This is a genomic window from Epilithonimonas sp. JDS (genome assembly GCF_021261315.1).
Classification (GTDB): Bacteria; Bacteroidota; Bacteroidia; order Flavobacteriales; family Weeksellaceae; genus Epilithonimonas.
Genome location: NZ_JAJSAX010000001.1, coordinates 177,847 through 203,788, shown reverse-complemented (window position 1 = coordinate 203,788; position 25,942 = coordinate 177,847). Strand labels below are relative to the sequence as shown.

The following is a 25,942-nucleotide window of genomic DNA, read 5'->3' as shown; positions in this document are numbered from 1 at the left end:
TTATCTTTTAATCGATTGACATTGGACTTAGAAATAACTCGGTAGAAAAACTGAACCGTTCGCCTGTAGCTTCCAGCTTGGCATTGATTCCGACCTTTACTTTTTTCTTGACTTCGCTGAAACCTCTTGTTTCGTAGCTGTGTTCTACGTAATTGATATGAGCCTGCACGACAGCGTTTACAAGTCTAGGCTCGTGCTCTGCGATCTGTCTCTGCAAGCTGCTTACGAAAAGGTTTTCCCATTTGGCTGGCGTCACGCCGTTATCGAATTCTACACTCCAAACATCGTTGCCGTAATTTTCGTCGTATCTGTTTTCGCCTTTTTTGGTAATAATCAAAAGCATAATATTTTGCGCAATGCTTTCCGCAATATCGCAGGTTTCGATCTGGCCGTTGCTGGTCATCATACTCAAAGGATTGAAGGGAATCTTGTAGTTTTGATTTTCCATGTTTTGCGGTTTGATATTAGTTTTTCAGAGAGCTGGTCAGTATTTTATTTTTGTTCATCAAAAAATTGACCATTAGATCCTTTGGTAGGTAAAAATCACTTTCACCTTTTTCATTTAATTTTGCTTCCAGATTAGGATTCCAGGTTAAGATCTGTTCTTTATTAATTTTCAGCCAACTGGCAATCGTTGCAATGTCGAAAGCTCCATTCAGTTTTGTCTCAGCCAAACTCTCCTGCGAAACAGAATAGTCTGATTTGAAAGGAACAAAAGCCCGTCGCGTCGCAGTGAAACTTCTGTAATCATTCAGCACCTGTTGCAATTCTCCCGTTGCATAACTTGCGTTCAGATATTTCCGGACGTGGTTTTGTGTTTCGGAGGGCAGATATGGAGCGAAATCTGTGTAGACCCGCGAATTTGCTTTGTTCATCGCTTTTTGAATGTTGCCTTCACCACAATTATACGCAGCGACCACCGTTACCCAATTTCCATATTTTTTATATAAATTTTTAAGAGAAATTGCTGCAGTTTTGGTGCTCTTGTACATATCAGATCTGTTTTCATCTGTCAGTCCATATCCATTGGCATGATCACTCATAAATTGCCAAAGACCTTTTGCGCCTGCGTGTGAAGTCTGTGTATGATCCAGTCCGGATTCTATCACTGCAAGGTTTTTTAGATGCCTCGGAATTCCTTTTTTCACAAAAGTATATTCAATGAAATCTACCAATTGCTTATTGCTTTTGATAATGCTCTTATATTTTTTTACACTTTGTTCGGAAGTGTCAGAAGCTGTTAAACCCTGCGCAAAAAAGTTCGAACAGGAAATAAGACAGAAAAAAATGGCCAGAGTTTTCATTTGTGTTAGTTTATAATTTTAAGCGATATCCCAAGTCACTTCCTCATTTTCAGAGTTCCAGCCTACATTGATGGTTTGTCCGGATTTCACTTCTTCGCGAACAATTTTTTTTGATATTGGTCTGGCTAATTGTGCCCGGATAACGCCGGAAATCTGACGTGCGCCATATTTGCTGCTGAATCCATTTAGAGCCAAATTTTTTATGGCTTCATCACTGATGTTAAAATCAATTCCGAGTCTCGTCAAAGCTTTTCTCAATGATTTCAATTGAATGCTGAAGATTTTTTCCGCCATATTTTCATTGATTGGCGCAAACGGAATAATCTCTGTAATTCTCGCCAAAAATTCTGGTCGGAATCTTCCGGATTCAGTCATTATTTTCATTAAATTTTTGGAAGTCGGAATCTCATTTTTTTCAAAATGTTTCACGATTTCCTCACTTCCGATATTTGAAGTGAACAATATTAATGAATTGCTGAAATCGCCTTCTTTTCCTAGTTTATCGTGTACTTTTCCCTCGTCCATAATCTGTAAGAAAACGTCGAAAACGGAAGTGTGTGCTTTCTCTATTTCATCAAAGAGAACAACAGAATAAGGCTGCTGGCGGATTTTATTAACCAACATTCCACCTTCCTCATAACCAACATATCCCGGAGGCGCACCATAAAGCAGTGCGGCTGAATGTTCTTCTTTAAACTCTGACATATCGAAACGGATCATCGCGGATTCATCATTGAAAAGCAGTTCTGCAACAGATTTTGCCAATTCGGTTTTTCCGGTGCCGGTAGGTCCAAGCAGAAAAAATGAGCCAATTGGCTGTCCCGGTTTGTTGAGTCCGCTGCGATTTTCTACAATGGCGTCTGATAGAGTTTTCAAAGCATGATCTTGTCCAACGACTCTTTTTATCAGCATTTCCTCCATATTCAGGAGTTTTTCTTTTTCCTTAGCCTGTATTTTTCCAATTGGAATTCCTGTTTTTGCAGCCATTACAGCAGCCAGCTCCAATTTTCCAACTTTTTCTCTTTTTATGGATGCTAATTGTATTAATTCATCAAAAGTAGAATCGATGATTTTTTTAATTTGACTCATGTCCATCGAAGTTTCCAAAGTATGCTGTTCGGAAAGTGAACCCCAGAGAATTGGACTCAGTTTATTCTGAAGGAGATTGAAATTCCAAATTAACTCATCAGCTAAAAGCGGATCTTTTTCGTCACTTTCAGAGATTATATGATCGTAATTTTCCTTCCACGCTTTTAGTTCAGTTTCAGAAAGTTCGTCAAGCATTTTGATGGAAGCCATCGTCCTGTCCAAAAGATCTATTGCAGAATCAGGCAGTTTTTTTCCTTTAGAGTAGCGTTTCGCAAGACTTACACAATCTGCCAAAGCGTTTTTATCAATTTCTACTTTGTGGTGGTTTTTATAACCATCAAGTAAAACATCGATCATCTTCACGCAAGTTATTTCGTCCGGTTCCTCTACATTCAGAACTTCAAAACGCCTGTCAAAAGCGCGTTCCGGTTCTATGATTTTTCGATATTCCTCTTGAGTCGTTGCGCCAATTACAGTGATTTCACCTCTTGCCAATTCTGGTTTCAGAAGGTTGGCAACATTTCCAGCGCTTCCCTTGCTGTCTAATAGAGAATGAATCTCATCAATAAAAAGAACGGCTTTATTAATTTTTTTACATTCGTTGATTACCTTTTTCAGGCGATCTTCGACTTCTCCTTTATAGGAAGTGCCGGCAAGCAAAGCGCCTGTGTCAAGTTCAAGCAAAGTTGCTTCTTTCAGCAATTCTGGAACATTGCCTTTGTTGATTTCTATCGCAAAACCTTCCAGTAAAGCTGTTTTACCAACACCTGGTTCACCTACGATGATCACGTTTGGTTTTGTTCGTCGGCAGAGAATTTCGATTAACATTCTGAGTTCCTTGTCACGGCCGACAATATTGTCTAGTTTGCCATTGCGGGCTTGTTCCGTTTTATCCACGCAGTAACTGTTGATCGCGGGAAATGAATTTTTATCTGGAGTAGAGTTTCCGGTTAAATGATTTTCCTGAAGATTCACTTTCTTCTCCTCACCTCGAAAGACGTTTAAAATTTCGTGCTCGCGCAATGGAAAGGATTTTAGTTCCTGGACAGAATAGGCAACATTCGGTTTTGAAATTGCGGCTAATAAACAAAGTGGCGATATCTCATCCAGACCAAGCTTTGATCTGATGTCGTCAGCTTCATCTAAAATCACATTGATTTTTTCATCTTTGGAAATATCGTCCGGAAGATGTGTGGATTTTGGGTATTCTTCGATTCTAACTTCCGCCCACTCAAAAATATAGCCAGGATCTTTATCTATATTCGTCAGGAAATCTCGTAAACCAAAATTGTTGTGCAAAAGTGCTTGCAGCAGATGTGAAGCACCATACTGAGCATTATAATTTTCCCTTGCCACAGATTGTGCAATATGGAAAACTTCTTTTATGGTCTCGTTAGTAATTAATACACTCATATAATAGAATTTATTTGTATTTAATTATTATTTCAAACCGAAAAATAAAGATTGATATCTCTATAAGTGAAAGTGGTGTGAAAGCGACAAAATCGTTAATTCATGAGAAAAAATAATGCCATTTTGAGTAAAATGGACGTTTGAAATGAATATTTTATAATGATCAGCATATAATGATCAATATAAGAGTATTTTACCGTTAATATTTTCACATTAATGTAACAATCGTGGTTTGATGTTAAGGATTTATGAATGTTATATTGAGGGATTCATTACAATGGAGTAAAAATTGTGCATTAAAATTTAACTCAGCCAATTTAATTTTGATTCTGAGAAGATTAAATATTTAACTCGATGAAGAATAGTTGTAATATGAAATAATAAAAGGATATTATATTAGAACTAATAAAAAAAAGCCCACTCAACTGGGAATGGACTTTAACATAAATAAAAAAGAATGAATTATTTTTTGATCACTTTGAACGATTTTTCACTTCCGTTTTCCATTTGAAGTTTGATAATGTACAATCCGGAATTTAAGTTCGAGAGGTCGATTGCAGAAGAGGCAGCAATAGATTTAACTTGTCTTCCTGCCGTATCAAAGACTGAAACAGATTTTGCACCTTTGATGTCTGATATGTTCAGGATATCAGTTACAGGATTCGGATATATAAAAACTTTTGATTTGCCAATTTCTGCTGTCGCCAATGTCTCATTAGGCAATACATTTAAGGTGTAATCTTCTGCCTGGCCGAAGTTTCTGGCGATGTCACAAGGATTTGTAAAATTGCTTGATGACAATGGAGCGGAGTATGACCATTCTTTTTTGACACGCATTCTGGTCTGCCCAAGTTTTGCGCCGGAAGGAACAGCGATGTTTCCTAAAGCTGTTTTACCATCTTCACCCGTTGAATTGTCTATAAACAGAGATCCATCTCCAAAATACACTTCCCCGGCATCATTCAGGCTTCCATTCTGATTCCAGTCTACGAAAACAACAAAGTAAGATTTCTTTCCGTCATTGGCATCACTTTTACCTGAAACAGTCAATTCTGACGTAGTTCCTGCTTTGACTTGTCCGATGATATTGGTGAAATTTTCATAGCCGGATGTTCCATTCAAAATGGCGCTGCTGGAATTGTTGATCCCTCCAAAAGTAATATTGGTGATAGGCTCAACAGTCGGAAATGAAGGTGTACAGAATGCAAAATCGTTGGTAGAGAAAGTGATTTCCTGACATCCGCTTGCATCTCCGATGTTGTTCGTGGATACGACTCGTAGATAATAGGTTTTATTTCTGTCCAGATTCACAACATAAGATAAGCCTGTAACAACAGTTCCATTGACAAGTTCAGAACCTCCTGCGGTGCTTCCTAAAAATACTTTGTAACTTGATGCGTTATTGGCTGCTGTCCAGTTGATTGTCACAGGATTCGGAACTACACTTGTTGATGCATTGGAAGGAACTGTAACTGTTGTGCAATCTGGTGCAACTGTCGGTGCAGCGTAAGTAAATTCATAAGCGCCAAGATCCGGTGTTGCAGCATTTCTTGTTGTGCCGGCAAAGTCGGTCGTAAAATTTTCGATATTAATGCCTTTATTATCCAGAAGTTCATTGGCTGTTGCGCTTCCATTGATCTTAAGGAAATCTGCGTCGGTTCCGGAAACTGATAAAAAATGTGGCATCAGACTGATCGAATTTGCTTCACGGGTTGCTACTAAAGTTTTGAAATCTTCCAGATTGTACTTTGTAGTGCCATTGAAGTAAACAAAACCATTGGCGCCAACTGCAAAATCGTTGTTGTCGGATGACAATGCATAATTCTCCAAATTAACTGCGGAAGTTCTTCTGAATGCACTTGTTGTTCCAGTCCCATTTGGAGTAGAGGTGTTTACGATAATGTTGTTTCTAAGGCTAAGTGCACCATTGGTCGCATTGACATTATATGTGTGAAGTAATCCTGTAGAACTGAAATTCGTACCGGTCGATACAGCATTTAAGTTCACAGTATTGTAATAGACGTTTAATTTGGAAGTTGCTCCTGTCGCTGCAAGGTTGATTCCTGCTAAACTTACGCTCGTGCCATTCGCTGTAGGTGTTTTTACATCAGAGATCAGATTATTGAATATGTTGGTTGTTGTATTGGCTGTTGAACCACCAACATAAAGTCCGTAGGCATTTCCTCCAGTTCCATTAGAAACAATATCGCTGATCTTATTATTTGAAATATTGGTGGTAACTGCCGTCCCGCTCAGATAGATAGCACTTGCATTGGAAAATGAACCTGATGTTGAAATATTTCTAACAATATTATTGCTGATGTTGGAAAAAGCACCCGTGGTAGCAGCGTACAAACCTTGAACGGTATCAACACCATAGATAGAAATATCATTACCATTGGCAGTAAGAGTTCCACTGGCATTTTGAACATAAAGTCCATAGGCGGCGCTTCCTCCATTGAAGCTTCCTGTTATAACTTTTATGATGTTACTGTTTGCAGTCAAGTTCATTCCGGATGAATTGGCATATATTCCATAATGCTGGGTGCCAAAATTATTATCCGCATTTCCGAATGCATTAATTACATTGTTGTTTGTTGTAAATGTGGCGTTTGTTCCCGAAACAAATATTCCCACAGTTCCTTTTCCGTTCGGTGAAAAGTTGATGGTGTTGTGGGAGACATTCATGTTATTTTGAGCTGTATGATTGAAGCCGTAATTGTTATTAACATAGGCACCACCTGCAACGCCGCCAATATCCGTCAATGTATTTCCCGTTGCTGCGGAAGATCCACCAATATCATTTCCCTGATCAAACAGTGTGTAGGGTGAGGGTGCAAAAGTATAACCAGTAAACATAACAGCTGAGCCCAAGGATTTCTCTATCGTATTGCTGTATATCCTATTATAACTATGTGTTCCCTCCACAGTTGTAGGGTTCAATGCTGTGCCTGCTGCATTCTGGTGTGCAAAATAGATTCCGATTGCTGTGTTGTTAAAGTTTCTCAGGAATGTTACTTTGCTGTTTTTGATGGTATTGTAATTACAACCATCCGAGCCGGTCAGATTATAAAAAGCAAAACCCCTTTCATTCAAAGTGACTGCTGTTGTATTGGCTGTATTTTCTTTTAAATCAATTCCATCGATGGTCATATAATCTACACCGGAAAATTTAAAGATTGCATCCACGGTGGCTGACGTTCCCGTATTTCCTGTAAACAAAGGATTAGCTCCAGAACCATTTTTTTGAATGATCAAAGGATTTGCTGTTGATAAAGTGGCGTTTAGCACAGTGCTTCCCAATTGAAATCCACCTGCTGGTGCTGTTTCTGAATAACCTGCCGGTATGTTCAAAGTAACCCCTCCGGATCCTACACCTTTGGTATTGAGATCAGCAAAAGCATCGGATAGGGTAGTATAATCGGCGCCGATCGTTTTTGATCCTGTAACCTGGGCTGATGCTAATGCTCCAAGCACTATTAAGCTAGCTAATAAAATTCTTTTCATAGTTGTAAATATTGCGTAATTATAATATTCATTTAAATATCATTAAATGTTTATGATATTTTTATTATTAATGCTAAAATTTTGTGCATTTCGTAAGTGTAAATTTTTTAAAGAAAAAGCTGCCTAATTTTACTTAGACAGCTTTCCTATCTTCATTTTTACTTGAAATTGATATGATTATTTTTTGATCACTCGGAAAGATTTGGTTGTTCCATCTTCCAAAGAAGCTTTGAAAATGTAAACGCCTGTCGGAAGTTTATCAGTAGAAACCTGTCCGTTTGTCATATTAGGTTTCAATTGTTTTACCTTCTGTCCAGCCATACCGTAGATTTCTATACTTTCAACTTTTTTAGTTGAGTCGAAGTTCAATACGTCTTTCACAGGATTTGGATAGAATTTAAAATCCTTATTTGAGACTTCTGATGTTCCAAGTTCAGATGCTGTACACGTACCTTTCAATTCATATACAAAATCACTTCCTGTTGGTGATGGATTCCAAGCGCCTTCTTCAAACAACATCATTGGTTCACCGACAACGCCTGACGTAGATGCTTCCCAGCCAATTGCGTCGGATTCCATAGACATCCAGTATTTACCAGCTTCCAGTACAACTTCCTGATTCAATTTAACTTCATATTTGTGAGCCCAATAAGGTAATGGTGACCATTGTGTGCCGGTAGTATCCTCTACAATTGAACTGCCAACGGCTAAAAGTTCTTCTCCCGGTTGTCCATTGTCGTCCTTATAGAATTTGAAACTGAAAGAAGTGGCAAAATTTACTGTAGTTGGAAGCACAGATTTGATAGTAAATTTAGTTCCTACAGGCACTTCTATATCTACAGCAGCAACTCCAATCCAACCTTCTTCTTTATCGTTGGAAGGTACTTCCTGGCCACATGCATTAGGATCAGTCACATACACCATAGAAGTTGCAAAGCTTCCATCGACAGGATTGGTCACTTTGACCTTAGCGATACCGGATGCAATTCCTGTTACTAAGCCATTAGAGTCAAGCGATATAAAACTATTTCCGTCTACAACTGACCAATTTACATTTGTAGTAATGTTTCCATTTAATTTTGCCTCCAACTGAACTGTTTGACCAATCAAAATCTGAGTGTTCTGCCCTTGGACAGCACCTACTGTCAATGGCATCGGCATACAATTACCAACGATTGCAAAGGCGCCGTTGAATCCGCCATCATTTGCGATAACCCAACCATTTCCGTCTAATCTGTCTTGATAATAATCGGATCCTAATTCTTCATCTACGGTAGCATCCCAAAATACTGAGGAACCGTCTTGTCCTGTAGCTGAAGGACTTAACCAATAAGTACCTTCGTTAAAAGCAATTGGCTGAGAGAAGTATAATTCAACCTCGTAATGTGCGAGACCAGCAATGTACTCTTTAAGGTATTTTTGACTTGTAGGCACAACATTTAAAACAGATGCTATTTCTTTACCTGGCTGACCATTATTTCTTGTATCTAAAAACTTAATGTCAAATGACCCTAATGGCGAAGTCTCTGAGGATATTACATTAAGTCTAATTTTCGTTACTTCAAATTTGGTTCCTGCCGGTACGATGAAGTCGTCCGCACCTTTACGGACATTTTTTGTAATGGTCAATCCACTGCCAAAGAAATTGGTATTAACTGCTTGTCTACATCCGTTCTTGAAAACATCTATCCGGATCTCACCATATAATGCACTTTTTGTGTCAGTAGCGCGAATGATTGCAAAACCTTCGCCTAAACCAGTAACTTTCCCAGTTGCATCTACACTTGCAACATTAGCTCCTTGTGTAACGCTCCAGTTAACGTACTGATCTGCTTCGACAGGTAATGTTTTGGACGTTAGCTGCAATGTTCCTCCGATAGAGTAGATTTCTTTAGGAGCGTCATTTAATGTTGAAACTTTTACAGAAGCTGCCGCCACAGGACTATTCTGATTGGTAATGGTAACATCAATCTCATCAAAAACTGCAAAATTAAGGGCAGATGTTGCCTTGATCTTAACGACAGCGTTGGAAGCAATTGCTGTAACCAAACCAGTCTGGCTAACGGTTGCGAATGTACTTCCTTCCTCAACACTCCAAACCACATCTTGGCTCGCAGTAGACGGATTCACAACAGCGTTTAGTTGTAATGTTCCTTTATCAACACCGATTGCAGCAGGAGCGTTGTTTTGTGTGGTCACTTCCAAAGAGGTTGGTGCAACAACAGCAAGGTTAAGTTTTTTCACACATAATTTCTGCAAAACAGAATCTACATAAGCCAGATAAAGATCACCATTGCTTGTCACAGCCAGAGAATTAAACAAACCTTGTCCCTGAGAAGCATAACCTGTTCCTACCTGATTCCAGGTATTAGTCGTCTCATCATAGCCCATCACATAGTTTCTAAGCGTGTCTGCATTTTCCCAATTGCTTACTGCTACATATATCTTATTGTTTGCACCAATTGCTATACTTGCATATTTTGTTCTTCCCGGAGAAAAGTTAAGCGGACCTACCTGAGACCAAGTAGTGCCATTGAACTTCTTTACATTCAATTTATTGCCACCGGCAGTGCTGGAAGCATAAGCTACATAAACATTGTTGTTGCTGTCAGTTGCAAGTGAGGAATAATACTCATCATTGTTAGGTGAAGAGGCAAGATCTGCAACACCGCCAGCTGGTTGCCAGGCATCTGTCGCCGTGGCATTTTGATCGTTCACATACACATGAAGATAACCTGCAGTGTTGAAACTGACATATATTTTACCATCCGTAGTTGAAACCATATCTACAAACGCAGGAAGTCCTCCTGCAAATCCTGTATTTCCAACCTGAACCCACGCACCATTTACAAACTTTTTAACAGTTCCGTTGGCTTCGTTGTTAACAGCAAACAGTGTATTGTTTGCGGAAATAGTGGAGGAATTATAGTTAATGACTGCATTTGTAACATTTGGTAATGAGGTCCAAGTGTTGTTTTCGAAAACCCTTGCCTGGTGTCCAACTTCCGGAGCAGTAGCTGCCTGATTCAGAAAGTAAGGAACTCCCTGATTGTTTACCGACAGGGAGTTGTATCCGGCAGTGGTAGTGGTCATCCCTTGGTTTCCAACGTACGACCACGAAGTGCCGTTGAATTTCTGTACCGAGCCCTTGAGTGCTGCGGCATCATAATAACCTACATATAAATTGTCCTGAAAGTCATTTACCATCGTGAGACGTCCGGCATTTCCGGCAGAGATGCCGGCTGAACTTCCGACTGACTCCCATACTTGAGCTCTTGCATTATTGAAAAGTAGTAAGCAGAGCAACGAAGAAAAAAATAATAATGATTTTTTCATAAAAAAGGTTGCATTATAAAATTGTGAATAGAATTGGCTTTATTGCCATCACAAATATATATTACCGACTTAGAAATTATGTAATTTGTAAGTCCTCTATTGCTTCCTTTACAAAAAAAACAAAGTACTCATTAGATACCTCATCTTGATAATCAGTAAGTTATGATTTTATTCAAAAGCGCTGAACCAAACATAGATGTCTGTGTTCGGTGGAATATTTAATTTTTTTCTGATGCGGTATTTTTTGTTTTGAACTGTTTTTGTCTCGATAAAAGTTGTTTTGGCAATCTCTTTGGTGGAAAGATTCAGCTTGAGAAGTGCACAAAATTCGATTTCTGATTTCTGAAGATCCGGATTTATCTTGAGCAGCTTATCGGAAAATGAAGGGAAAACCTGCTCGAATGTGAACATAAACGAAGGATCGCCATTGTTTGCCAAATCTACTAATGTGGCATACGATTCCTGCGGTGACTGTCTTATTTTATTTTTTTGTTTTCTGAAAAAATAAAATGCTACTATGATAGCGATAATAATAACTGCGAGCAAAATGTAAAGCCAGTAAGTGGATTTATTCTTCTCATCTTTCTGAGTTTTCTGATCTTCAACGATTACTTTTCTTAGCGAATTGTATTTGCTTTCTAACATTGAAATCTCCAGCTGCTTCAACTTATTTTCAAAAATGATCGCACTGTCCTTTTTGTTGGTTTTTTTGTAAAGATCCACCAGAGATGTGAAAACTAATTTTTTGTTTAGATCCAGACCTGTTGTTTTGCTGACTTCTAGTGCTTTGTGGTAATAATTGATCGCTTTTTTATCTTCCAAATTCTTTTTGTAGCCTTGTCCGAGGAGAAAATAATTCATCATCATTACTCCATCGTCCTTTTTGTTTTTAGGCTTTAAATCGATAGATTTCAAAGCAAAATACACAGCAGAATCTGAATCCAAATCCGTATAAAGACTTGCTATATTTGAATAATTGACGTACTGAAAATGCTTAACTTCTTCATCTTTATAAAGTTCGTTGTAGCTTTTTATAACCTCATGAAGTTTTTGAATTGCTTTTTTAGGCTCGCCTTTATCAGAATAAATGTTGGCGTAACTATTTAATACATTCGCTTTTGCCAAAAATATTTTCTTCTGTCCGCTTTTGTCATTTTTTAGAATGGTGTATGCTTTATCTAACTTGGGAATGGCGCGGTCATAAAATCCGTTGATAGAATAAGCCTCTGCCAAATAGATATTTGCCATTGCCTGAAAATAAACATCGTCCACCGAAACTGCTCTGTTGTTGAGTTCCTCAGCAAGGATGATGAGGTCATCTATTTGATTTTTACTGTAGTAGTATCTGCATTTTCTATCAAGAAGGATTAGTTCGGCAGAATAATTTTTAGTGTCTTTTGCTTTTTTCAGCAAGGCGTCTATCTGAATGAAAGCTTTGTCCAGATTTTCGTTAAAAAGTGTACCGTTTTGTTTTACCTCATCGGATAACGCCGTACTTTGCTGACCAGAGACATGCACTGTATTCCCAATGCAGAAAAGGATGAGTAGTATTTTGAAAAAACATTTTGATGCCGTTATCATTCTTCAAATTTATTAAGAAAATTTAATCTTTGACATCACATTTTTAAAAAAGCAGGTAAACTTCTCATCTCTAATAATTTATATCGTTAATTCTTTGAAGTTCATTCAGTTTTTTTAAACCATCTTTCCCTCGGAATGATAAAAATGAAATATTCAGATTCAAAAGTCTATTAATCTTGTTTATTACATAAAATAAATGTTCATTATTCTGTGATCTGAAAAAATCCCGTTGCTACTTTAATAAAATCCTGCAATTTTTTAGGGACAGCAAGCTCATCTGCTTTAGACATACTAAGGACTTCATTCGCTTTTTCTCCATTAGACACAAGATTTACCCAATTCGGATTGATGATAATTGCGTGTCCTACAGCTACTAAAGATAGTCCCACGTTTATGGCTTCAACAGCATCGGCCGCCTGCTTAATTCCTCCCGCAGATATCACAGGGATTCTTTGGTTTATGTGATTGATTATTAGATTTAAAATAGTGGAATCTCCGTTTTCTTCATCTATTGGCTTCTGGTAAAGCAGGCTGTACAATGACACGTGAAGATAGTCAATACCTGATTCAATCAGTTTGTCGATAAAAGGAAACGTATCTCTTACTCTGTAGCTTTCCGGCTCTTCGGGAGATATTCTAAATCCTACCAGAAATGGTCTGTCTGCATACTTTTTGATAACTTTCTGAATCTCTTTAATGACTGCAAGAGCAAAGTTCATCCTTTTTTCTGCAGATCCGCCCCAGTGGTCTGTGCGTTGGTTATAGTATGGAGAGAAGAAATTCTGTAACAGAAATCCGTGCGCCCCGTGCAATTCTATGCCGTCAAACCCCGCTTCTATGGCTCTTCTTGTCGTTTCTCCGAAAGCTTTTATAATCTCCAGAATTTCATCGTGCGAAAGTTCGTGGGACACAACGCCTCCTTCGTAAAATGCTGACGGTACCAATGCCACCGCACTTGCACTGACAGGAACATTATCCGGAATAAGTTCCAACACAGCCTTGTTTCCTGCGTGATAGATTTGAAGTATTGCCGGAGCACCATTTTTCTTTGTGGCAGCGGCCAATTTTTTGAGACCGGGTAGAAAAGAGTCATCATAAGAGGCGTATTCATTAGGGAATCCAATTCCGTTTGCCGTGACGCGGGTACAGCCTGTAATGACCATTCCCACTTCTGTGCTTCGAGCTTCGTAATGTCTGAGTTCATCATCTGCCACGGTATAATCGTCGTTGCTTGCCCAGGTTGTCATTGGTGCCATAGCAATTCTGTTTTTGGTTTCAATTCCGTTTTTAAAACGAAAGGTATCGAATAACTGTTTTGTTTCTGCATTCATTATAATAAATTTTTAGAGTTTAATATTTATATTTTATGGTGCTGGTTTTAAGGCAAACGCACAGCTAACCCCAGTTGCCTGAAGGTGAAAAATACGTGAAAAAGTGAATTTTAATTTATAGAGTTGTCTCTGAAAACATTTGGCGGAATTCCTACCTGTTTTTTAAATAATCTTGCGAAATAATTTGGATTTTCAAATCCCAGAGAATAAGAAATTTCCGAAATGTTCATTTTACCTTCTGTCAAAAGATTTTTAGCTTCTTTGATTAAATGGATATGTATCAGTTCAAGAGCCGTTTTCCCCGTTTCCTGTTTTAATAAATCACTCAGATATCGTGGGGAAACATTGAATTGTTCTGCCATATAAGAGACTGTTGGAAGTCCGTACTTCTGAACTTTGTTTTCATTGTAATACTCATCCAGCAATTGCTGAAATCTGCTGGCATTAGCACTTAGAGTCTCGATGCGGTTGATAAACTGCCTTTTGTAAAAACGTTGTGCGTATGTAAGCAGAGTTCCAAGATGAGCGAGGAGAATCGGTTTACTGTAATCGTCTGTGTTGTTGTACGATTCCCTATGCATAGTACGAACCAGATTCCAGATTGTTTCTTCTTCACTGGGCGCAAGATACAGAGCTTCGTTGGTCTCATAATCAAAATAACCATAACTTTTAATGTCTCTGAACAATGCTGTCCCTGCTAAAAAATCTTCCTTGATGGTTATCAGAAAGCATCCGTCATCAGATTTTACATTTTTAAAGGTAACGGTCTGATGGGGTTTGAAGAAAATCATTTTCCCCCGTTCGTGGTCGAATTCTTTTTTGCCGTAAGTAATGCTGCCTGATATAAATTTCTGAAAAGAAATGATGTAAAAATCAGCCGTAAAAATCATATCATCAATACTCCCGTCACTTTTGTGCCCGAAAGTGATTCCGAACAAAGGATGTTCAGGGATTTCAACGCCAACGTCTCTGCTGAAACTGCTGATATCATTATAATGTTTCATTGCTGAATATTGATTAATAATTTATTTGACAAATTTCCGGTTTTAAAATGATAATGTGCGGATACAAAAGTAGCAGAGTGTAGCACATTTTTACGTAATTATTTTTTGAAACATTATGTTTTCCTGTAAGTTGGAGTTTTGCCGGCTAAAATTTTAAATATGTACTATAGATGTACAATGTATTTGCCTTAAAGTAAGTTTTTTAATAAAGAGAAAATTTAAAAAAAACAAGGAATTGCTTTACACAATTTAGTAGTCTGCTGAAATTCTTGTAATAAATCGAAATGAAGAGAATTAAAAATCAATTATCTTATTGTATAAAATGAAAAAAGAGACAACTATCAAATAGTTGTCTCTTTCAAGTACCCAGTGCCGGAATCGAACCGGCACATCTTTCGATACTAGAGTTTGAGTCTAGCGCGTCTACCAATTCCGCCAACTGGGCTGATGTTTGTTTTAAATTGGTGTGCAAATATAGGATTATTTTTGAGCCGATAAAAATGATTGACAAATAATTTTCTATTTATTTTTTAACGGACTGTAAATCAAAAATATATTTTTATTAAAATTCAATTTCCAGACCGTCATACGCCAGATGAACATTCTCCGGAAGCTCGTTTTCCACTTCATCATGGAATCCCAGATGGTGGCTCATATGGATGAGGTAGGTTTTTTTAGGTTTAAGTTCATCAACCAGGTCCAAAACCTGTGGCAAAATGAAATGCGAATGATGAGGTTCTGTTTTTCTAAGGCAATTAATAATGAAAATGTCCAGATTTTTCAGTTTCTCTTTTTCCTTATCATCAATTTTACTCGCATCAGTAATATATGCGAGATTTTTAAACTTAAAACCGAGAATATTAATTTCCGAATGAACAATGTCAATTGGCTGAACCTCCACTTCATCAAACAATTTAAAATTCTTTTCGATTTCAAATAGATCAAAACTTGGCGCGCCAGGATATTTATGTTCAATGAAGGCGTAGGGAAAACGATCTTTAATTTCTGCTGCAACTCGGGAGTTACAGTAAATCGGCATCGAAGATTTATTCTTAAAAATCAAAGGCCGAAGATCATCCAAACCGATAATGTGGTCGTTATGTTCGTGCGTAATGAGAACTGCATCAATCTGTTCCTCGCGGTTTGTCAGCATTTGCTGGCGAAAATCGGGGCCGCAGTCAATTAATATTTTTTTTCCGGAATCAGAAGTTACGAGTGCGGATGTGCGTAAACGCTTGTCTTTTGGGTTGGTAGAAAGGCAGACCGGATGATGGCTGCCGATAACAGGAATGCCTTGCGAAGTACCGGTGCCTAAAAATTTTAAAAGCATTTTTATTTTAGCTGTTATTTTGGTAAATTTACAAAATAAATCTAATTCTTCGTGATAAAGCCAAAACTTACCCCTAAGCAGAAAGCATTAGCCATCAATTTAGATTCATCCATCTACGGTACTTTTGCCGAGATAGGAGCGGGTCAAGAAACTGTGAGACACTTCTTCCGGGCTGGTGGTGCCTCTCAAACGATTGCAAAAGCGATGTCTGCTTATGATAAGGATTTCAGTGATGCCATCTACGGTACCGAAAACAAAAACCGATACGTTACGCAAAACCGTCTCCGTAAGATGCTGCGCTACGAAATGGCGCTTATCGAAGAAAGGATTCCGCGAGAGAAAAATCCGGGAAAAAAGTTCTTTTCCTACGCCAATACGGTAACAACCATCAATTTCGATAAAACGTCCAAAGGCCACGGCTGGGTTGGGATCAGATATCAAAATTCTGAAAGCGAGGAATATAACGAGATCGTGATCCACGTCAAATTCAAAGAGACCAATCCGACTTTGCAGCAGGAAACTCTGGGAAGTCTAGGTGTTAATTTGATCTACGGCGCTTATTTCTATATCGATAATCCAAGAGTTCTTGTAGAATCTTTATACGATGATCTTTCACTTGACCGATTGGAAATTGATATGATTGACTTCAGCGGACCGGCTTTCCAATATGTGGACAATCGTCTGATGAGTCTTCAGTTGGTGAAATTGGGAATGACAGACGCGGTGATTTTCAACTCCAAAGGGAGCAATATGCTGCCTGCAGACATTCTTTACAAGAAAAATATTTTTGCCGTGAGAGGAAGTTTCCGTCCTGTGACGCGCGTGAATATTGATATGTTCGAGCACGGCTTGGATCTATTCAATCAGGATAATGCCTGCGACAGTGAGAATACGCAGATCTTATTTGAGATTACAATTTCCAATCTGAGAGCAGCCGGCGATATCGATGAGCGTGATTTCCTTGATAGGGTAGATATTCTTGGAACTTTAGGCTACACCGTGATGATTTCCAACTTCTCAGAGTATTACAGGATGGTGGATTATTTCTCATCGTTTACCAATCAACACATCGGCGTTGCGATGGGTGTTAACAACCTTTTGGACGTTTTTGATGAGGAATATTACAAGAATCTTCCAGGTGGAATTTTGGAAGCCTTCGGTAAGTTCTTCAAAAAGGATATGCGCGTTTACTTGTATCCTTACAAAGACCCTGAGAATGGCGAATTACTGACCTCAGAGAATCTAAAAGTTCACGATAATCTGAAAGAATTATACAAATACTTCAAGCTCAACAAGAGAATTGTTGACATCGAAAAATATAATCCAAAATTTCTGGAGATCTATTCCAGAGAGATCCTGAAAAAGATTATGGCCCACGATTTGGGTTGGGAAGAGGAATTGCCGAAGAGTGTGGCACAAATGATAAAAGACCGAGGAATGTTCGGATATAAAGAATTAACTTTCGAAGGATTAAAATAAAAAAATGGTAGAGCTAAAAAAACGACTTTCAGTAATTTTGGAAAGTCCACAAGATACAAATGTGAAACTTCTGAAAGTTTGTCAGCTTTTGGATAGAGAGATCTCTTATTACAACTGGACAGGATTCTATTTCAAAAACGGCGACAAAGATGAGTTGGCTCTTGGACCATACGTTGGTGCGGTGACGGATCACGTGATCATTCCATTTGGAAAAGGAATTTGCGGCCAGGTAGCGGTTTCTGGAGAGACTTTCGTAGTGCCGGATGTTCACGCTCAAGATAATTATTTGTCTTGTTCCATCGATACCAAAGCAGAGATTGTGGTTCCAATCTTCAAAGACGGCGAAAACATCGGTCAAATTGATATTGACAGTCATTCCATCGATCCTTTTACGAAAGAAGATGAAGAATTGCTGAACTGGCTTTGCGAGGAGGTTGCGAAGATTTTGTAGAATATCAAAATCAGAATTAGAGATATAAAGTCGTAAATTTATTTTGCGACTTTTTTTACAATTTAATTTGTTATTTAATTTCCTCCAACAATTCCCGATAATATTCCCCACACTTCGCCAAATGCGATCCATACCAAGAAAAAGCCTCGCCATCCACAATCATAGTTTTCTGATCAACACAAACATTCTCGATTTCCGCAATATGTTTTTCTTTGAAAGGAAAAGGCTCAGACGAAAGGAAAATCAAATCTGCTTCTTTCAAATCTTCAAATTGAACTTCGGGATAACGTTTCTGATCTTTAAATTGATTTTCAAAGCCCAATTCTTCCAAGATCCTCGAAATAAAAGTGTCACCACCAACCGTCATATAAGGATCTTTCCAAATCAAATAAGCGACTTTCAATTTTTTTTCAGGTTTAGGAATATCGAAAGCTTCGTAAGTTTTCAGATTGAAAAATTGCGCCTTTTCTTCCTTCCCAAATAGATGTCCAAGTTGTTTGATCAAATAATAATTGTCTTCCAAAGTTTCCACATTTGTCACCAAAACTTTGAAGTCTTTCATCAATTCTTCAACCTGTTCTTTCACGTTTTCCTCCTTGTTGGCAATGATGAGGTCGGGTTTTAAAGCTTTGATCTTTTCAATATTAAGGTTCTTCGTTCCGCCAATGATCTCGACATCTTTTACCAATTCTTTCGGATGAATGCAGAATTTTGTCCTTCCAATAATTTCATTAGAAGTCAAACCTAAGTCAAATAGGGTTTCTGTAATTGATGGAACTAGTGAAACTACTCTCATTAATAAAAAAATCTAATTTATAAAACGCTTCGACTCCGCTCAGCGTGACAATCTTATTACTTTTAAAGATGTCAGTCTGAGGCTCTCGAAGACATATAAAAAAAAACTCTCTCAAAAATAAGAATTTCTGAAAGAGTTTTATGAATTGAAATCGATTTTCCCTTTTTCTAAACTTTCTTAAAGTCCCTCGCTTTTGGAGAGGGATTTAGGGAGAGGAATTAATCTTCTTTTTTAGTCGTTTTCTTAGCTGCCGGTTTTTTAGCTGCCGGTTTTTCATCTGCTACTTCTTCCGTTTTTGGAGCCGCTTTCTTAGCTGCTGGTTTTTTAGCTGCAGGTTTTTTCTCTGCTGGTTCTTCTGTTTTTTCTTCAGCCACTACAACTTCAGAAGGTTCTTCAGTTTTTACGAAACTTTCCGGTGTGATGTAACCCGCTTTGTGCAAAAGGTTGTACCACTGAGCCAATTTCTTGATGTCAGATTCGTAAACTCTTTCCACATCATAGTTCGGAAGAGAAGCCGTCATAAAAGCTCTAAGCTCATCTCCAGAGGATTTGTGACTGATGGTCGCTTTGTAAGCGTAGTTTTTTGCAACATTTTCAAAAACTTCGAACAATGGAACTTCTTTGTCAAAAGTAAACATCGCAATATTGTCCAACAAACTTACCTGGCTGGAGTTTGAGATGCTCGTTTTCTTTTTAGTCGAGATATCCTCAACGATAAATCCATTCTTTAGTTGAGAAACCAATTTGAAAAGTCCCGGTTTTCCGGAGATTGAAATAATTTTTTCTAACTGCATTTTAGTATGTTTTCTTTAATCTATTTTAACTTAATTGATAGTTGTCCGTTGATAGTTGATTGATTTGGATTGAGAAAACTTCCATCTTCCCGCATCCAACTTCCATCTCTACTTAGGAAACCTCATTTTGTAATTCACGCTCACGTCGCCGTTTGCTATCTTTTGAAGTTTTCCCTTCACGATTTTTTTCTTCAAAGCACTGAGATGATCTGTAAAAAGAATTCCCTCGATATGATCATATTCGTGCTGAATCACTCTCGCTCTGATGTCCTGAAAAGTATCGGTATGTTTAACGAAATTTTCGTCGTAATATTCTATTTTGATGGTCGATTTGCGCTTCACGTCCTCACGAACTTCCGGAATACTCAAGCATCCTTCATTGAATTTCCATTCCTCGCCAGATTCTTCCAAGATTTTTGCATTGATGAACACTTTTTTGAAGTCTTTCAATTCGTCCGCAATATCTTCATAATCCTCATCATCCGCAAGAGGCGAAACATCGATGATGAAAAGACGAATATCCAAACCAATCTGTGGCGCCGCCAAACCAATTCCGTTGGCACCATTCATCGTATCAAACATATTTTCGATTAGCGTTTTCAGCTCAGGATAATCTTTGTCTATTTCCTGTGCTTTTTTTCTTAAAACCGCGTCGCCAAAGGCTCTAATTGGTAAAATCATCTTTTTTGTTCTAAAAAATTCTGCAATATGATCGTTGCACTCACTTTGTCGATCAATCCTTTTTCCTGTCTTTGCTTCTTGTTCTTTCCGCTTTGGCTGATGAAAAAAGATGCCATTTTGGAAGTGAAACGCTCATCCAGACGATTGATCTTTTTATCCGGAAATTCCTTTTCAAAACCTGAAATAAATTTCTGAATCTCAATTTCGATTTCGGACATATTTCCTTTCAAATCTGTGGGAAGTCCGATGACAATTTCATCTACTTGATTCTCAGAAAAATATTTTTTCAGAAAATCCATCAGCTTCGGTGTTTCCACCGTCGTCAGTCCGCTTGCGATGATCTGCATATCGTCTGTCACTGCTATTCCCGTTCTTGCTTTTCCGTAGTCGATTGACAGGATTTGTCCCATAAGTGTGCAAATTTACAAAAATTTTCAGCTTATGAAAATCAGATGCTTATTAATAAAATAAAAAGCCGCAAACTGACGAATTTGCGACTTTAAGTGTCTTTGCTTTTCTGAAGAATGTAAATAGATAACTATTTTTTCATTTCCTCAACCAAAACTTCAATCTTTTTGATATATTTTCCATAAAAATATTTGAACCAAGCCGTTCCGATAAAATAAACCATTGTGAGTCCAAACGCAACCGAACCCAGAAAAACCATAGCCAGCATTGCATTTGAATAGTTATGAGTCTGCGGAATTGATTCCAAAACGATGATCATTTCACAAACAAAAAACGGCACAAAACTCAAATAAAATGAAACATAGTACTGCTTGTTCAGTTCAAATTGATGGAGAAGGTCTTTCAAGGAATCCAAAGTTCCCAAAGCAGGATTGCTAATTTCTTTATAAAGTTTGAAAAATTTGTTAAAGAAAAAACCTGTGACCAAAGTCATAGAAAGTACCAGAATTTCCAAATATAAGTTGAATCTGAAGGGCAATGGAGAAAACCAAACTATCATTAAAATAATTGGCATCAAAACCACCGTTGACCAAAATTCATAACGCATATTTTTCCTGATTCTTTCCAAAGGATGATGCAGTTGTTTCTGCTTCTCAGGCGAGATTTCCGGCGTTTCGGAAACATCTTCCTTATTCCAAAGTGATTTAAGATTATCGAGTTCCATATTTTTGATAGTTGATAGTTGATAGTTGATAGTTGATAGTTTGTGTAGTCTGGAGAAAGGTTGTCAGGCTGAGGTTCTCGAAGCCTACTATAAGATTAATTCCTTCAGTTTCTCCTTTGCTCTGTTCAGTTTTACCCGCGCATTTCCCTCCGAGATTCCCATTTGTTCCGCCATTTCCTTTCCGGAAAAATCTTCGAGATAATAGAAAATTAAGGCTTTGTCAATGGGATTCAGTTTTTGGATGGCTTCATACATTTGTTTCAGTTTCAGCTCATCTTCCAGGTTGTAATCTTCCTCTTTGATTTTATAAAGCGAAACATCATCGTTCTGAATAAAGCTCCGTCGCTTTTCCGATTTCAGGAAAATAATCGCTGTATTCAATGCAATTCGGTAAAGCCAAGTTGAGAATTCCGACTTTCCTTCGAAGCTCGAAAAAGACTTCCAAACCTGATAAATAATCTCTTGGAAGAGGTCATTTTGGTCATCACGATTGTCCATATACATTTTGGAGATTTTAAAAATAATCCCTTTATGTTTATCGATTTTCTCTAAAAATTCTCTCTCAGAATCCATTCTTGTTTTAACTCTATTCGGTTAGTAGAAATAAAAATTATTTGTTACAAAAAAAGTGGAAGACACAAGAACAAAAACAAAGGAATCAAGTTTTAGGTACGTCAACCTCAATATTTATATCCAGAATGACAAACTGAATGTTTTACACACAGTAATTTTTCATAATTTTGTAAATCAATTATCATTCATCATCTATCATTTATAAAAATCACAGATGTCTTTAAAAATTTCAGGACTCACAAAAAAATTCGGAGAGCAAACTGCGCTCAACGATATCAACATAAGCATTTCAAATAACGAAATCATCGGACTTCTAGGCCCAAACGGCGCCGGAAAATCCACCTTGATGAAATCCATCACGGGCGTCCTGAAAATCGACGAAGGCGAAATTTTGTTTAATGACAAAAACATCAAAGAAAACGAAATCGAATCCAAAAAGAAAATTGGTTTCCTGCCGGAGAACAATCCGCTTTACAACGAGATGTACGTGAAAGAATATCTTCAATTCGTAGCCAATCTGCATAACATCAAAAAAGAAAGAGTAGAAGAAGTGATAGAATTGGTCGGAATCACACCGGAAAAATCCAAGCAAATCTCGCAACTTTCCAAAGGCTACAAACAACGTGTCGGACTCGCTCAGGCCATTCTCCACGAACCGGATTTATTAATCCTCGACGAACCAACCAACGGCCTCGACCCCAATCAAATCGTCGAAATCCGAAACGTCATCAAAGAAATCGGGAAAGAAAAAACCGTGATTCTCTCCACGCACATTATGCAGGAAGTGGAAGCGCTTTGCTCCAGAGTGATTTTGATTCATCAGGGAAACATCATCCAGGATTCGCCAATTTCTGAGTTCAAAGGGAAATTCGGAAGTCTGGAAGAAGCGTTCCAGAGTTATACTGTTTAGTCATCAATGATGAATGATAATTAATCAATGATGTTTTAAACAAAAATTAAAAATTGTAAATTCGTAGAGGTTTAATAAAATAAAATACGATGGAAGCATCAATCATCATACACCCAAGAAACAGAAAAGAAGCGTCATTACTCAAAAAAGTTTTGAAGGCTTTGGATGCGCAATTTGTTTTTAAAGAAGAAAAATCGGAAAGCTTAAGTCCCAGCAACGACCCATATTTTGATATTCCGGAAAACGTAGCGGAATTGGAAAAAAGAATCGAAAACTTAAAGACAGGGAAATCAAAATCTAAAATACTTTCAGTAAAAGCTCAGAAAGAATTACTGGGTTTATGATTTTTCAAATAAAACTTTCAGATGAAGCAGAAAAAGACATCCTATTTTATAGAAAATCGGGTAATAAATCGGCTTTGAAAAAAATTGATATATTTATTGATGAACTTCGTATTAATCCTTATTCTGGAACGGGAAAACCTGAACGCCTAAAGCATAAAAACGGTAATATTTGGTCAAGACGAATCGACAGCAAAAACCGCTTGGTCTACAGTGTCGAAGAAAATATTGTAACCGTGGAAATCATTTCCGCAAAAGGTCATTACGGCGACAAGTAAGAATTCTAATTCTGAAATAAAACAATTTGTCTTAATACCTTACTTTTTAATAATCTTCTGACCTCAGACTTCCGACTTCCTACAAAAAATGAACTTCGCCCAAATCATTCTTCCGCTCAATCTCAAAGGAACTTTTACCTACAAAGTTCCGGAAGATTTTTTGGATAAGATTGAAGTCGGAATGCGTGTTCTGATTCCGTTTGGCGGAAAGAAAATCTACACTGGAATTGTTGCCGAATTATTTGATGAATTCGAGGATAGTTTTGTTCCGAAAGAAATCATTAATTTGCTTGACAATCAACCGATTGTTCCAAAACAACAATTGGAATTCTGGAATTGGATAAGTTCTTATTATCTCTGTAATCTCGGCGAAATCTACCGTTTTGCATTTCCATCATCTTTGAAATTGGAAAGCGAAACTTATGTCCGATTATTATCAGAAAGAACAATTGACTGGCAGAATCTGGATGCGAACGAAACATATCTTTTGCAAGCTTTGGAAGTGCGTCAAATGTTGAATTTACAGGAAATCGAAGCCTTTATTCCAAAAAAAGAAATCATCAAAACCATCAATGCTTTGATTGATGAACGATATATTTCGGTCGATGAAAAAATCACGGAGAAATATAAAGCCAAGGAAATCGCCCATGTGAAAGTGAATGATGAAGCTTTGGTTTCGGAAAATCTGGCGAAGATTCTTTTGAAATTGGATAAGGCCAAAAAGCAGAAAGATTTATTTCTCAATATTTTATCAAAACAAATTGATGAACCCAAAACACCAATTCGAAAATCTTTGGTTTTTGATGAAGGAAATTTTGTGAATCAACAACTCAAATCTTTGATAGAAAAAGGTTGGGTTTCAGAATATTATCTCGAAAAAGACAGAATCGAATCTTACGAAGGTGAGCTGGAAGAAATTGAACAATTGTCTGAAAATCAGAAGTTGGGGGTTTCGGAAATTAATAAAGCCTTCGAAGAAGACAAAAATGTTTTGCTCCACGGAATCACATCTTCCGGAAAAACGCATCTTTATTTAGAAAAAATTGAAGACTGCGTGAATGCAGGAAAAAATGTGCTTTTGCTTTTGCCGGAAATTGCTTTGACAAAACAAATCACCATTCGCCTCGAAAAAAAATATGGCAAAAAACTAGGCTTTTATCACAACAAACTCACGGATTTTGAAAGGGTAGAAGTCTGGAGAAAAATCAAAAAAAATGAACTTCAAATCTTGATTGGAACACGGAATTCTTTGTTTCTTCCGTTTGAAAATTTAGGATTGATAATCGTTGATGAAGAACACGATTCTGCGTATAAATCCAGAGATTCGAATTTCTTTTTCAATGCGAAAGATTCGGCGATGATGTTGGCAGAATTTTACAATTCAAAACTGATTCTGGGTTCTGCAACGCCTTCGTTGGAAAGCTATGATTTGGCAATGAAAGACAAACTTCGCTATGTGATTTTGAATGAGAGATTTGGAAACGTGGATGTTCCAAAGTTCGAAATTATTGACGTTAAGGAAGCGCAGAGTCAGAAGAAAATCATTGGAAACTTCAGCCAAAAAATGCTTGACGAAATCAATCTTCAACTTGAACACAAAAAACAAAGCATAATTTTGCACAATCGCCGTGGATACGCCAATGTCATTGAGTGCGAAACCTGCGGACACGTTTCTTATTGCAGCAATTGTGACGTCGTGATGACCTATCACAAATCTGCAAACGAGCTGAAGTGCCATTACTGCGGACACAGAGCCGGAAAACCGACGGCTTGCCCAAGTTGTCACGGTACCAATCTGAATACAAAAGGTGTTGGCGTGGAGCAAATCGAGGAGGAAACTCAAAAAATATTCTCTGACGCCGAAGTCGACCGAATGGATGTAGATGCGATGCGCAAGAAGTTTGCGTACGAAAAACTGTACGAAAAACTGGAAAATGGCGAAACCGATATTCTCGTCGGAACGCAGATGGTTTCCAAAGGTTTGGATTTTGAAAACATAGAATTGGTCGTGATTCCGAAAGCAGATGCTTTGATTTATGTCCAGGATTTTCGGGCTGAGGAAAGAGCATATCAATTGATTACGCAAGTTGCAGGAAGAGCGGGCAGAGTTTCGGGTGAAGGAAAAATATTAATCCAAACTTACAATCCGTCGCACTCGATTTTTGAATTAATTAAAAATCAGAATGTTAAAGAGATTTATGATTATTTCCTAGATGAACGAAAGAAATTTCTCTATCCGCCATTTGTTAAATTGATAATGATTGAGCTGAAACACAGAAAAGAAGACAAATTGAATAGAGCTTCTCAATTTCTTGGTTCGGTTTTGCGAAAATATATTCCTGAAGAATGCATTCTCGGACCAGAAAAATCCCCAATTGCCCGAATCAACAATCTTTATCAATATCAGATTCTGCTGAAGTTTCCGAAGAATAAAAACTATAAAATCTACAAAGAATTGCTTGCAAAATCTTTGGAAGAATTTGATGAAATTACCGCTTACAAATCTATCAAAAAAGATTTCTTAGTTGATTTTTAACTATAATTAACAAAATTTTGAATCTTTTATTACGGGTTCCCGTAACTATCTTGGCAATATTCTCTAAATTTACTAC

General features: G+C 37.7%; 21 protein-coding genes and 1 tRNA gene. 6 read left to right on the top strand and 16 right to left on the bottom strand.

All coding sequences use genetic code 11. The features are described 5' to 3' along the window. Positions 1-7: 7 nt before the first annotated feature. The 10 genes from LUD75_RS01025 to LUD75_RS00980 form a co-directional block, all read right to left on the bottom strand. Entirely contained in the window at positions 8-448 is a 441-nt protein-coding gene (locus LUD75_RS01025; protein ID WP_232703872.1) for a GPW/gp25 family protein, read from the bottom strand. A 16-nt stretch (positions 449-464) separates the two neighbouring features. Then, positions 465-1,304, bottom strand: a complete 840-nt coding sequence (locus LUD75_RS01020) for a lytic transglycosylase domain-containing protein (protein ID WP_232703871.1) — start codon at positions 1,302-1,304, stop codon at positions 465-467. Between the two features lie 18 nt (positions 1,305-1,322). After that, entirely contained in the window at positions 1,323-3,806 is a 2,484-nt protein-coding gene (locus LUD75_RS01015) for an ATP-dependent Clp protease ATP-binding subunit (RefSeq protein ID WP_232703870.1), read from the bottom strand. Between the two features lie 462 nt (positions 3,807-4,268). Further along, positions 4,269-7,313 carry a T9SS type A sorting domain-containing protein gene (locus LUD75_RS01010; RefSeq protein WP_232703869.1) on the bottom strand — a complete coding sequence of 1,015 codons (3,045 nt, stop codon included), beginning with the start codon at positions 7,311-7,313 and terminating at the stop codon, positions 4,269-4,271. Positions 7,314-7,490: 177 nt separating this feature from the next. After that, a complete protein-coding gene (locus LUD75_RS01005) occupies positions 7,491-10,649 on the bottom strand; it encodes an Ig-like domain-containing protein (RefSeq protein ID WP_232703868.1) in 3,159 nt (1,052 codons plus the stop codon). A gap of 168 nt (positions 10,650-10,817) precedes the next feature. After that, the gene (locus LUD75_RS01000; protein ID WP_232703867.1) at positions 10,818-12,230 is read right to left on the bottom strand and encodes a LuxR C-terminal-related transcriptional regulator; all 1,413 of its coding nucleotides are present in this window, start codon (positions 12,228-12,230) and stop codon (positions 10,818-10,820) included. Positions 12,231-12,433: 203 nt separating this feature from the next. Further along, entirely contained in the window at positions 12,434-13,561 is a 1,128-nt protein-coding gene (locus tag LUD75_RS00995; RefSeq protein ID WP_232703866.1) for an NADH-dependent flavin oxidoreductase, read from the bottom strand. Between the two features lie 110 nt (positions 13,562-13,671). Next, entirely contained in the window at positions 13,672-14,565 is an 894-nt protein-coding gene (locus tag LUD75_RS00990) for a helix-turn-helix transcriptional regulator (RefSeq protein WP_232703865.1), read from the bottom strand. 363 nt (positions 14,566-14,928) lie between these two features. After that, positions 14,929-15,010: transfer RNA gene (locus LUD75_RS00985), tRNA-Leu, on the bottom strand. Between the two features lie 117 nt (positions 15,011-15,127). Beyond that, positions 15,128-15,895, bottom strand: a complete 768-nt coding sequence (locus LUD75_RS00980; RefSeq protein ID WP_232703864.1) for an MBL fold metallo-hydrolase — start codon at positions 15,893-15,895, stop codon at positions 15,128-15,130. Positions 15,896-15,949: 54 nt separating this feature from the next. On the opposite strand from LUD75_RS00980, the gene LUD75_RS00975 reads away from it, so the two are divergent. Then, the gene (locus tag LUD75_RS00975; protein ID WP_232704900.1) at positions 15,950-17,374 is read left to right on the top strand and encodes a TonB-dependent receptor; all 1,425 of its coding nucleotides are present in this window, start codon (positions 15,950-15,952) and stop codon (positions 17,372-17,374) included. 4 nt (positions 17,375-17,378) lie between these two features. Beyond that, a complete protein-coding gene (locus LUD75_RS00970; RefSeq protein WP_232703863.1) occupies positions 17,379-17,825 on the top strand; it encodes a GAF domain-containing protein in 447 nt (148 codons plus the stop codon). A 70-nt stretch (positions 17,826-17,895) separates the two neighbouring features. Here the strand turns inward: LUD75_RS00970 and LUD75_RS00965 are convergent, their stop codons facing one another. From LUD75_RS00965 to LUD75_RS00940, 6 genes are all read right to left on the bottom strand, one after another. Next, a complete protein-coding gene (locus tag LUD75_RS00965; RefSeq protein WP_232703862.1) occupies positions 17,896-18,621 on the bottom strand; it encodes a helical backbone metal receptor in 726 nt (241 codons plus the stop codon). A 218-nt stretch (positions 18,622-18,839) separates the two neighbouring features. Next, positions 18,840-19,415 (bottom strand): DUF5606 domain-containing protein, encoded by a 576-nt coding sequence (locus LUD75_RS00960; protein WP_232703861.1) that lies wholly within the window; start codon positions 19,413-19,415, stop codon positions 18,840-18,842. 108 nt (positions 19,416-19,523) lie between these two features. Then, on the bottom strand, positions 19,524-20,096 hold the full coding sequence (gene def, locus LUD75_RS00955) for a peptide deformylase (RefSeq protein WP_232703860.1): 573 nt from the start codon (positions 20,094-20,096) through the stop codon (positions 19,524-19,526). Then, complete coding sequence (gene ruvX / locus LUD75_RS00950) at positions 20,093-20,506, bottom strand: Holliday junction resolvase RuvX (protein ID WP_232703859.1); 414 nt, start codon at positions 20,504-20,506, stop codon at positions 20,093-20,095. Before ruvX ends, def begins: the two co-directional genes overlap by 4 nt. Positions 20,507-20,634: 128 nt before the next feature. Then, entirely contained in the window at positions 20,635-21,228 is a 594-nt protein-coding gene (locus LUD75_RS00945) for a hypothetical protein (RefSeq protein WP_232703858.1), read from the bottom strand. Positions 21,229-21,315: 87 nt separating this feature from the next. After that, positions 21,316-21,801, bottom strand: coding sequence for an RNA polymerase sigma factor (locus LUD75_RS00940; RefSeq protein WP_232703857.1), 486 nt, complete (start codon positions 21,799-21,801; stop codon positions 21,316-21,318). Between the two features lie 214 nt (positions 21,802-22,015). Here LUD75_RS00940 and LUD75_RS00935 point away from each other — a divergent pair, with 214 nt between their 5' ends. The 4 genes from LUD75_RS00935 (at position 22,016) to priA (ending at position 25,866) form a co-directional block, all read left to right on the top strand. After that, a complete protein-coding gene (locus LUD75_RS00935; protein WP_034977325.1) occupies positions 22,016-22,711 on the top strand; it encodes an ATP-binding cassette domain-containing protein in 696 nt (231 codons plus the stop codon). Positions 22,712-22,800: 89 nt separating this feature from the next. Further along, positions 22,801-23,055 carry a hypothetical protein gene (locus tag LUD75_RS00930; RefSeq protein ID WP_232703856.1) on the top strand — a complete coding sequence of 85 codons (255 nt, stop codon included), beginning with the start codon at positions 22,801-22,803 and terminating at the stop codon, positions 23,053-23,055. Beyond that, complete coding sequence (locus tag LUD75_RS00925) at positions 23,052-23,330, top strand: Txe/YoeB family addiction module toxin (RefSeq protein WP_232703855.1); 279 nt, start codon at positions 23,052-23,054, stop codon at positions 23,328-23,330. Before LUD75_RS00930 ends, LUD75_RS00925 begins: the two co-directional genes overlap by 4 nt. Before the next feature lie 88 nt (positions 23,331-23,418). Further along, a complete protein-coding gene (priA, locus tag LUD75_RS00920) occupies positions 23,419-25,866 on the top strand; it encodes a primosomal protein N' (RefSeq protein WP_232703854.1) in 2,448 nt (815 codons plus the stop codon). The last annotated feature ends 76 nt before the right edge of the window (positions 25,867-25,942 follow it).

Excerpts from the sequence above, each read along its gene's own strand:
- LUD75_RS01000 (WP_232703867.1), bottom strand. The coding sequence starts at position 12,230 with ATGATAACGGCATCAAAATGTTTTTTCAAAATACTACTCATCCTTTTC.
- LUD75_RS01005 (WP_232703868.1), bottom strand. The coding sequence starts at position 10,649 with ATGAAAAAATCATTATTATTTTTTTCTTCGTTGCTCTGCTTACTACTT.
- LUD75_RS00945 (WP_232703858.1), bottom strand. The coding sequence starts at position 21,228 with ATGGAACTCGATAATCTTAAATCACTTTGGAATAAGGAAGATGTTTCC.
- LUD75_RS01015 (WP_232703870.1), bottom strand. The coding sequence starts at position 3,806 with ATGAGTGTATTAATTACTAACGAGACCATAAAAGAAGTTTTCCATATT.
- LUD75_RS00995 (WP_232703866.1), bottom strand. The coding sequence starts at position 13,561 with ATGAATGCAGAAACAAAACAGTTATTCGATACCTTTCGTTTTAAAAAC.
- ruvX (WP_232703859.1), bottom strand. The coding sequence starts at position 20,506 with ATGGGACAAATCCTGTCAATCGACTACGGAAAAGCAAGAACGGGAATA.
- LUD75_RS00960 (WP_232703861.1), bottom strand. The coding sequence starts at position 19,415 with ATGCAGTTAGAAAAAATTATTTCAATCTCCGGAAAACCGGGACTTTTC.
- LUD75_RS00930 (WP_232703856.1), top strand. The coding sequence starts at position 22,801 with ATGGAAGCATCAATCATCATACACCCAAGAAACAGAAAAGAAGCGTCA.
- LUD75_RS00980 (WP_232703864.1), bottom strand. The coding sequence starts at position 15,895 with ATGCTTTTAAAATTTTTAGGCACCGGTACTTCGCAAGGCATTCCTGTT.
- LUD75_RS01025 (WP_232703872.1), bottom strand. The coding sequence starts at position 448 with ATGGAAAATCAAAACTACAAGATTCCCTTCAATCCTTTGAGTATGATG.
- priA (WP_232703854.1), top strand. The coding sequence starts at position 23,419 with ATGAACTTCGCCCAAATCATTCTTCCGCTCAATCTCAAAGGAACTTTT.
- LUD75_RS00925 (WP_232703855.1), top strand. The coding sequence starts at position 23,052 with ATGATTTTTCAAATAAAACTTTCAGATGAAGCAGAAAAAGACATCCTA.
- LUD75_RS01010 (WP_232703869.1), bottom strand. The coding sequence starts at position 7,313 with ATGAAAAGAATTTTATTAGCTAGCTTAATAGTGCTTGGAGCATTAGCA.
- LUD75_RS00935 (WP_034977325.1), top strand. The coding sequence starts at position 22,016 with ATGTCTTTAAAAATTTCAGGACTCACAAAAAAATTCGGAGAGCAAACT.
- LUD75_RS01020 (WP_232703871.1), bottom strand. The coding sequence starts at position 1,304 with ATGAAAACTCTGGCCATTTTTTTCTGTCTTATTTCCTGTTCGAACTTT.
- LUD75_RS00965 (WP_232703862.1), bottom strand. The coding sequence starts at position 18,621 with ATGAGAGTAGTTTCACTAGTTCCATCAATTACAGAAACCCTATTTGAC.
- def (WP_232703860.1), bottom strand. The coding sequence starts at position 20,096 with ATGATTTTACCAATTAGAGCCTTTGGCGACGCGGTTTTAAGAAAAAAA.
- LUD75_RS00990 (WP_232703865.1), bottom strand. The coding sequence starts at position 14,565 with ATGAAACATTATAATGATATCAGCAGTTTCAGCAGAGACGTTGGCGTT.
- LUD75_RS00970 (WP_232703863.1), top strand. The coding sequence starts at position 17,379 with ATGGTAGAGCTAAAAAAACGACTTTCAGTAATTTTGGAAAGTCCACAA.
- LUD75_RS00940 (WP_232703857.1), bottom strand. The coding sequence starts at position 21,801 with ATGGATTCTGAGAGAGAATTTTTAGAGAAAATCGATAAACATAAAGGG.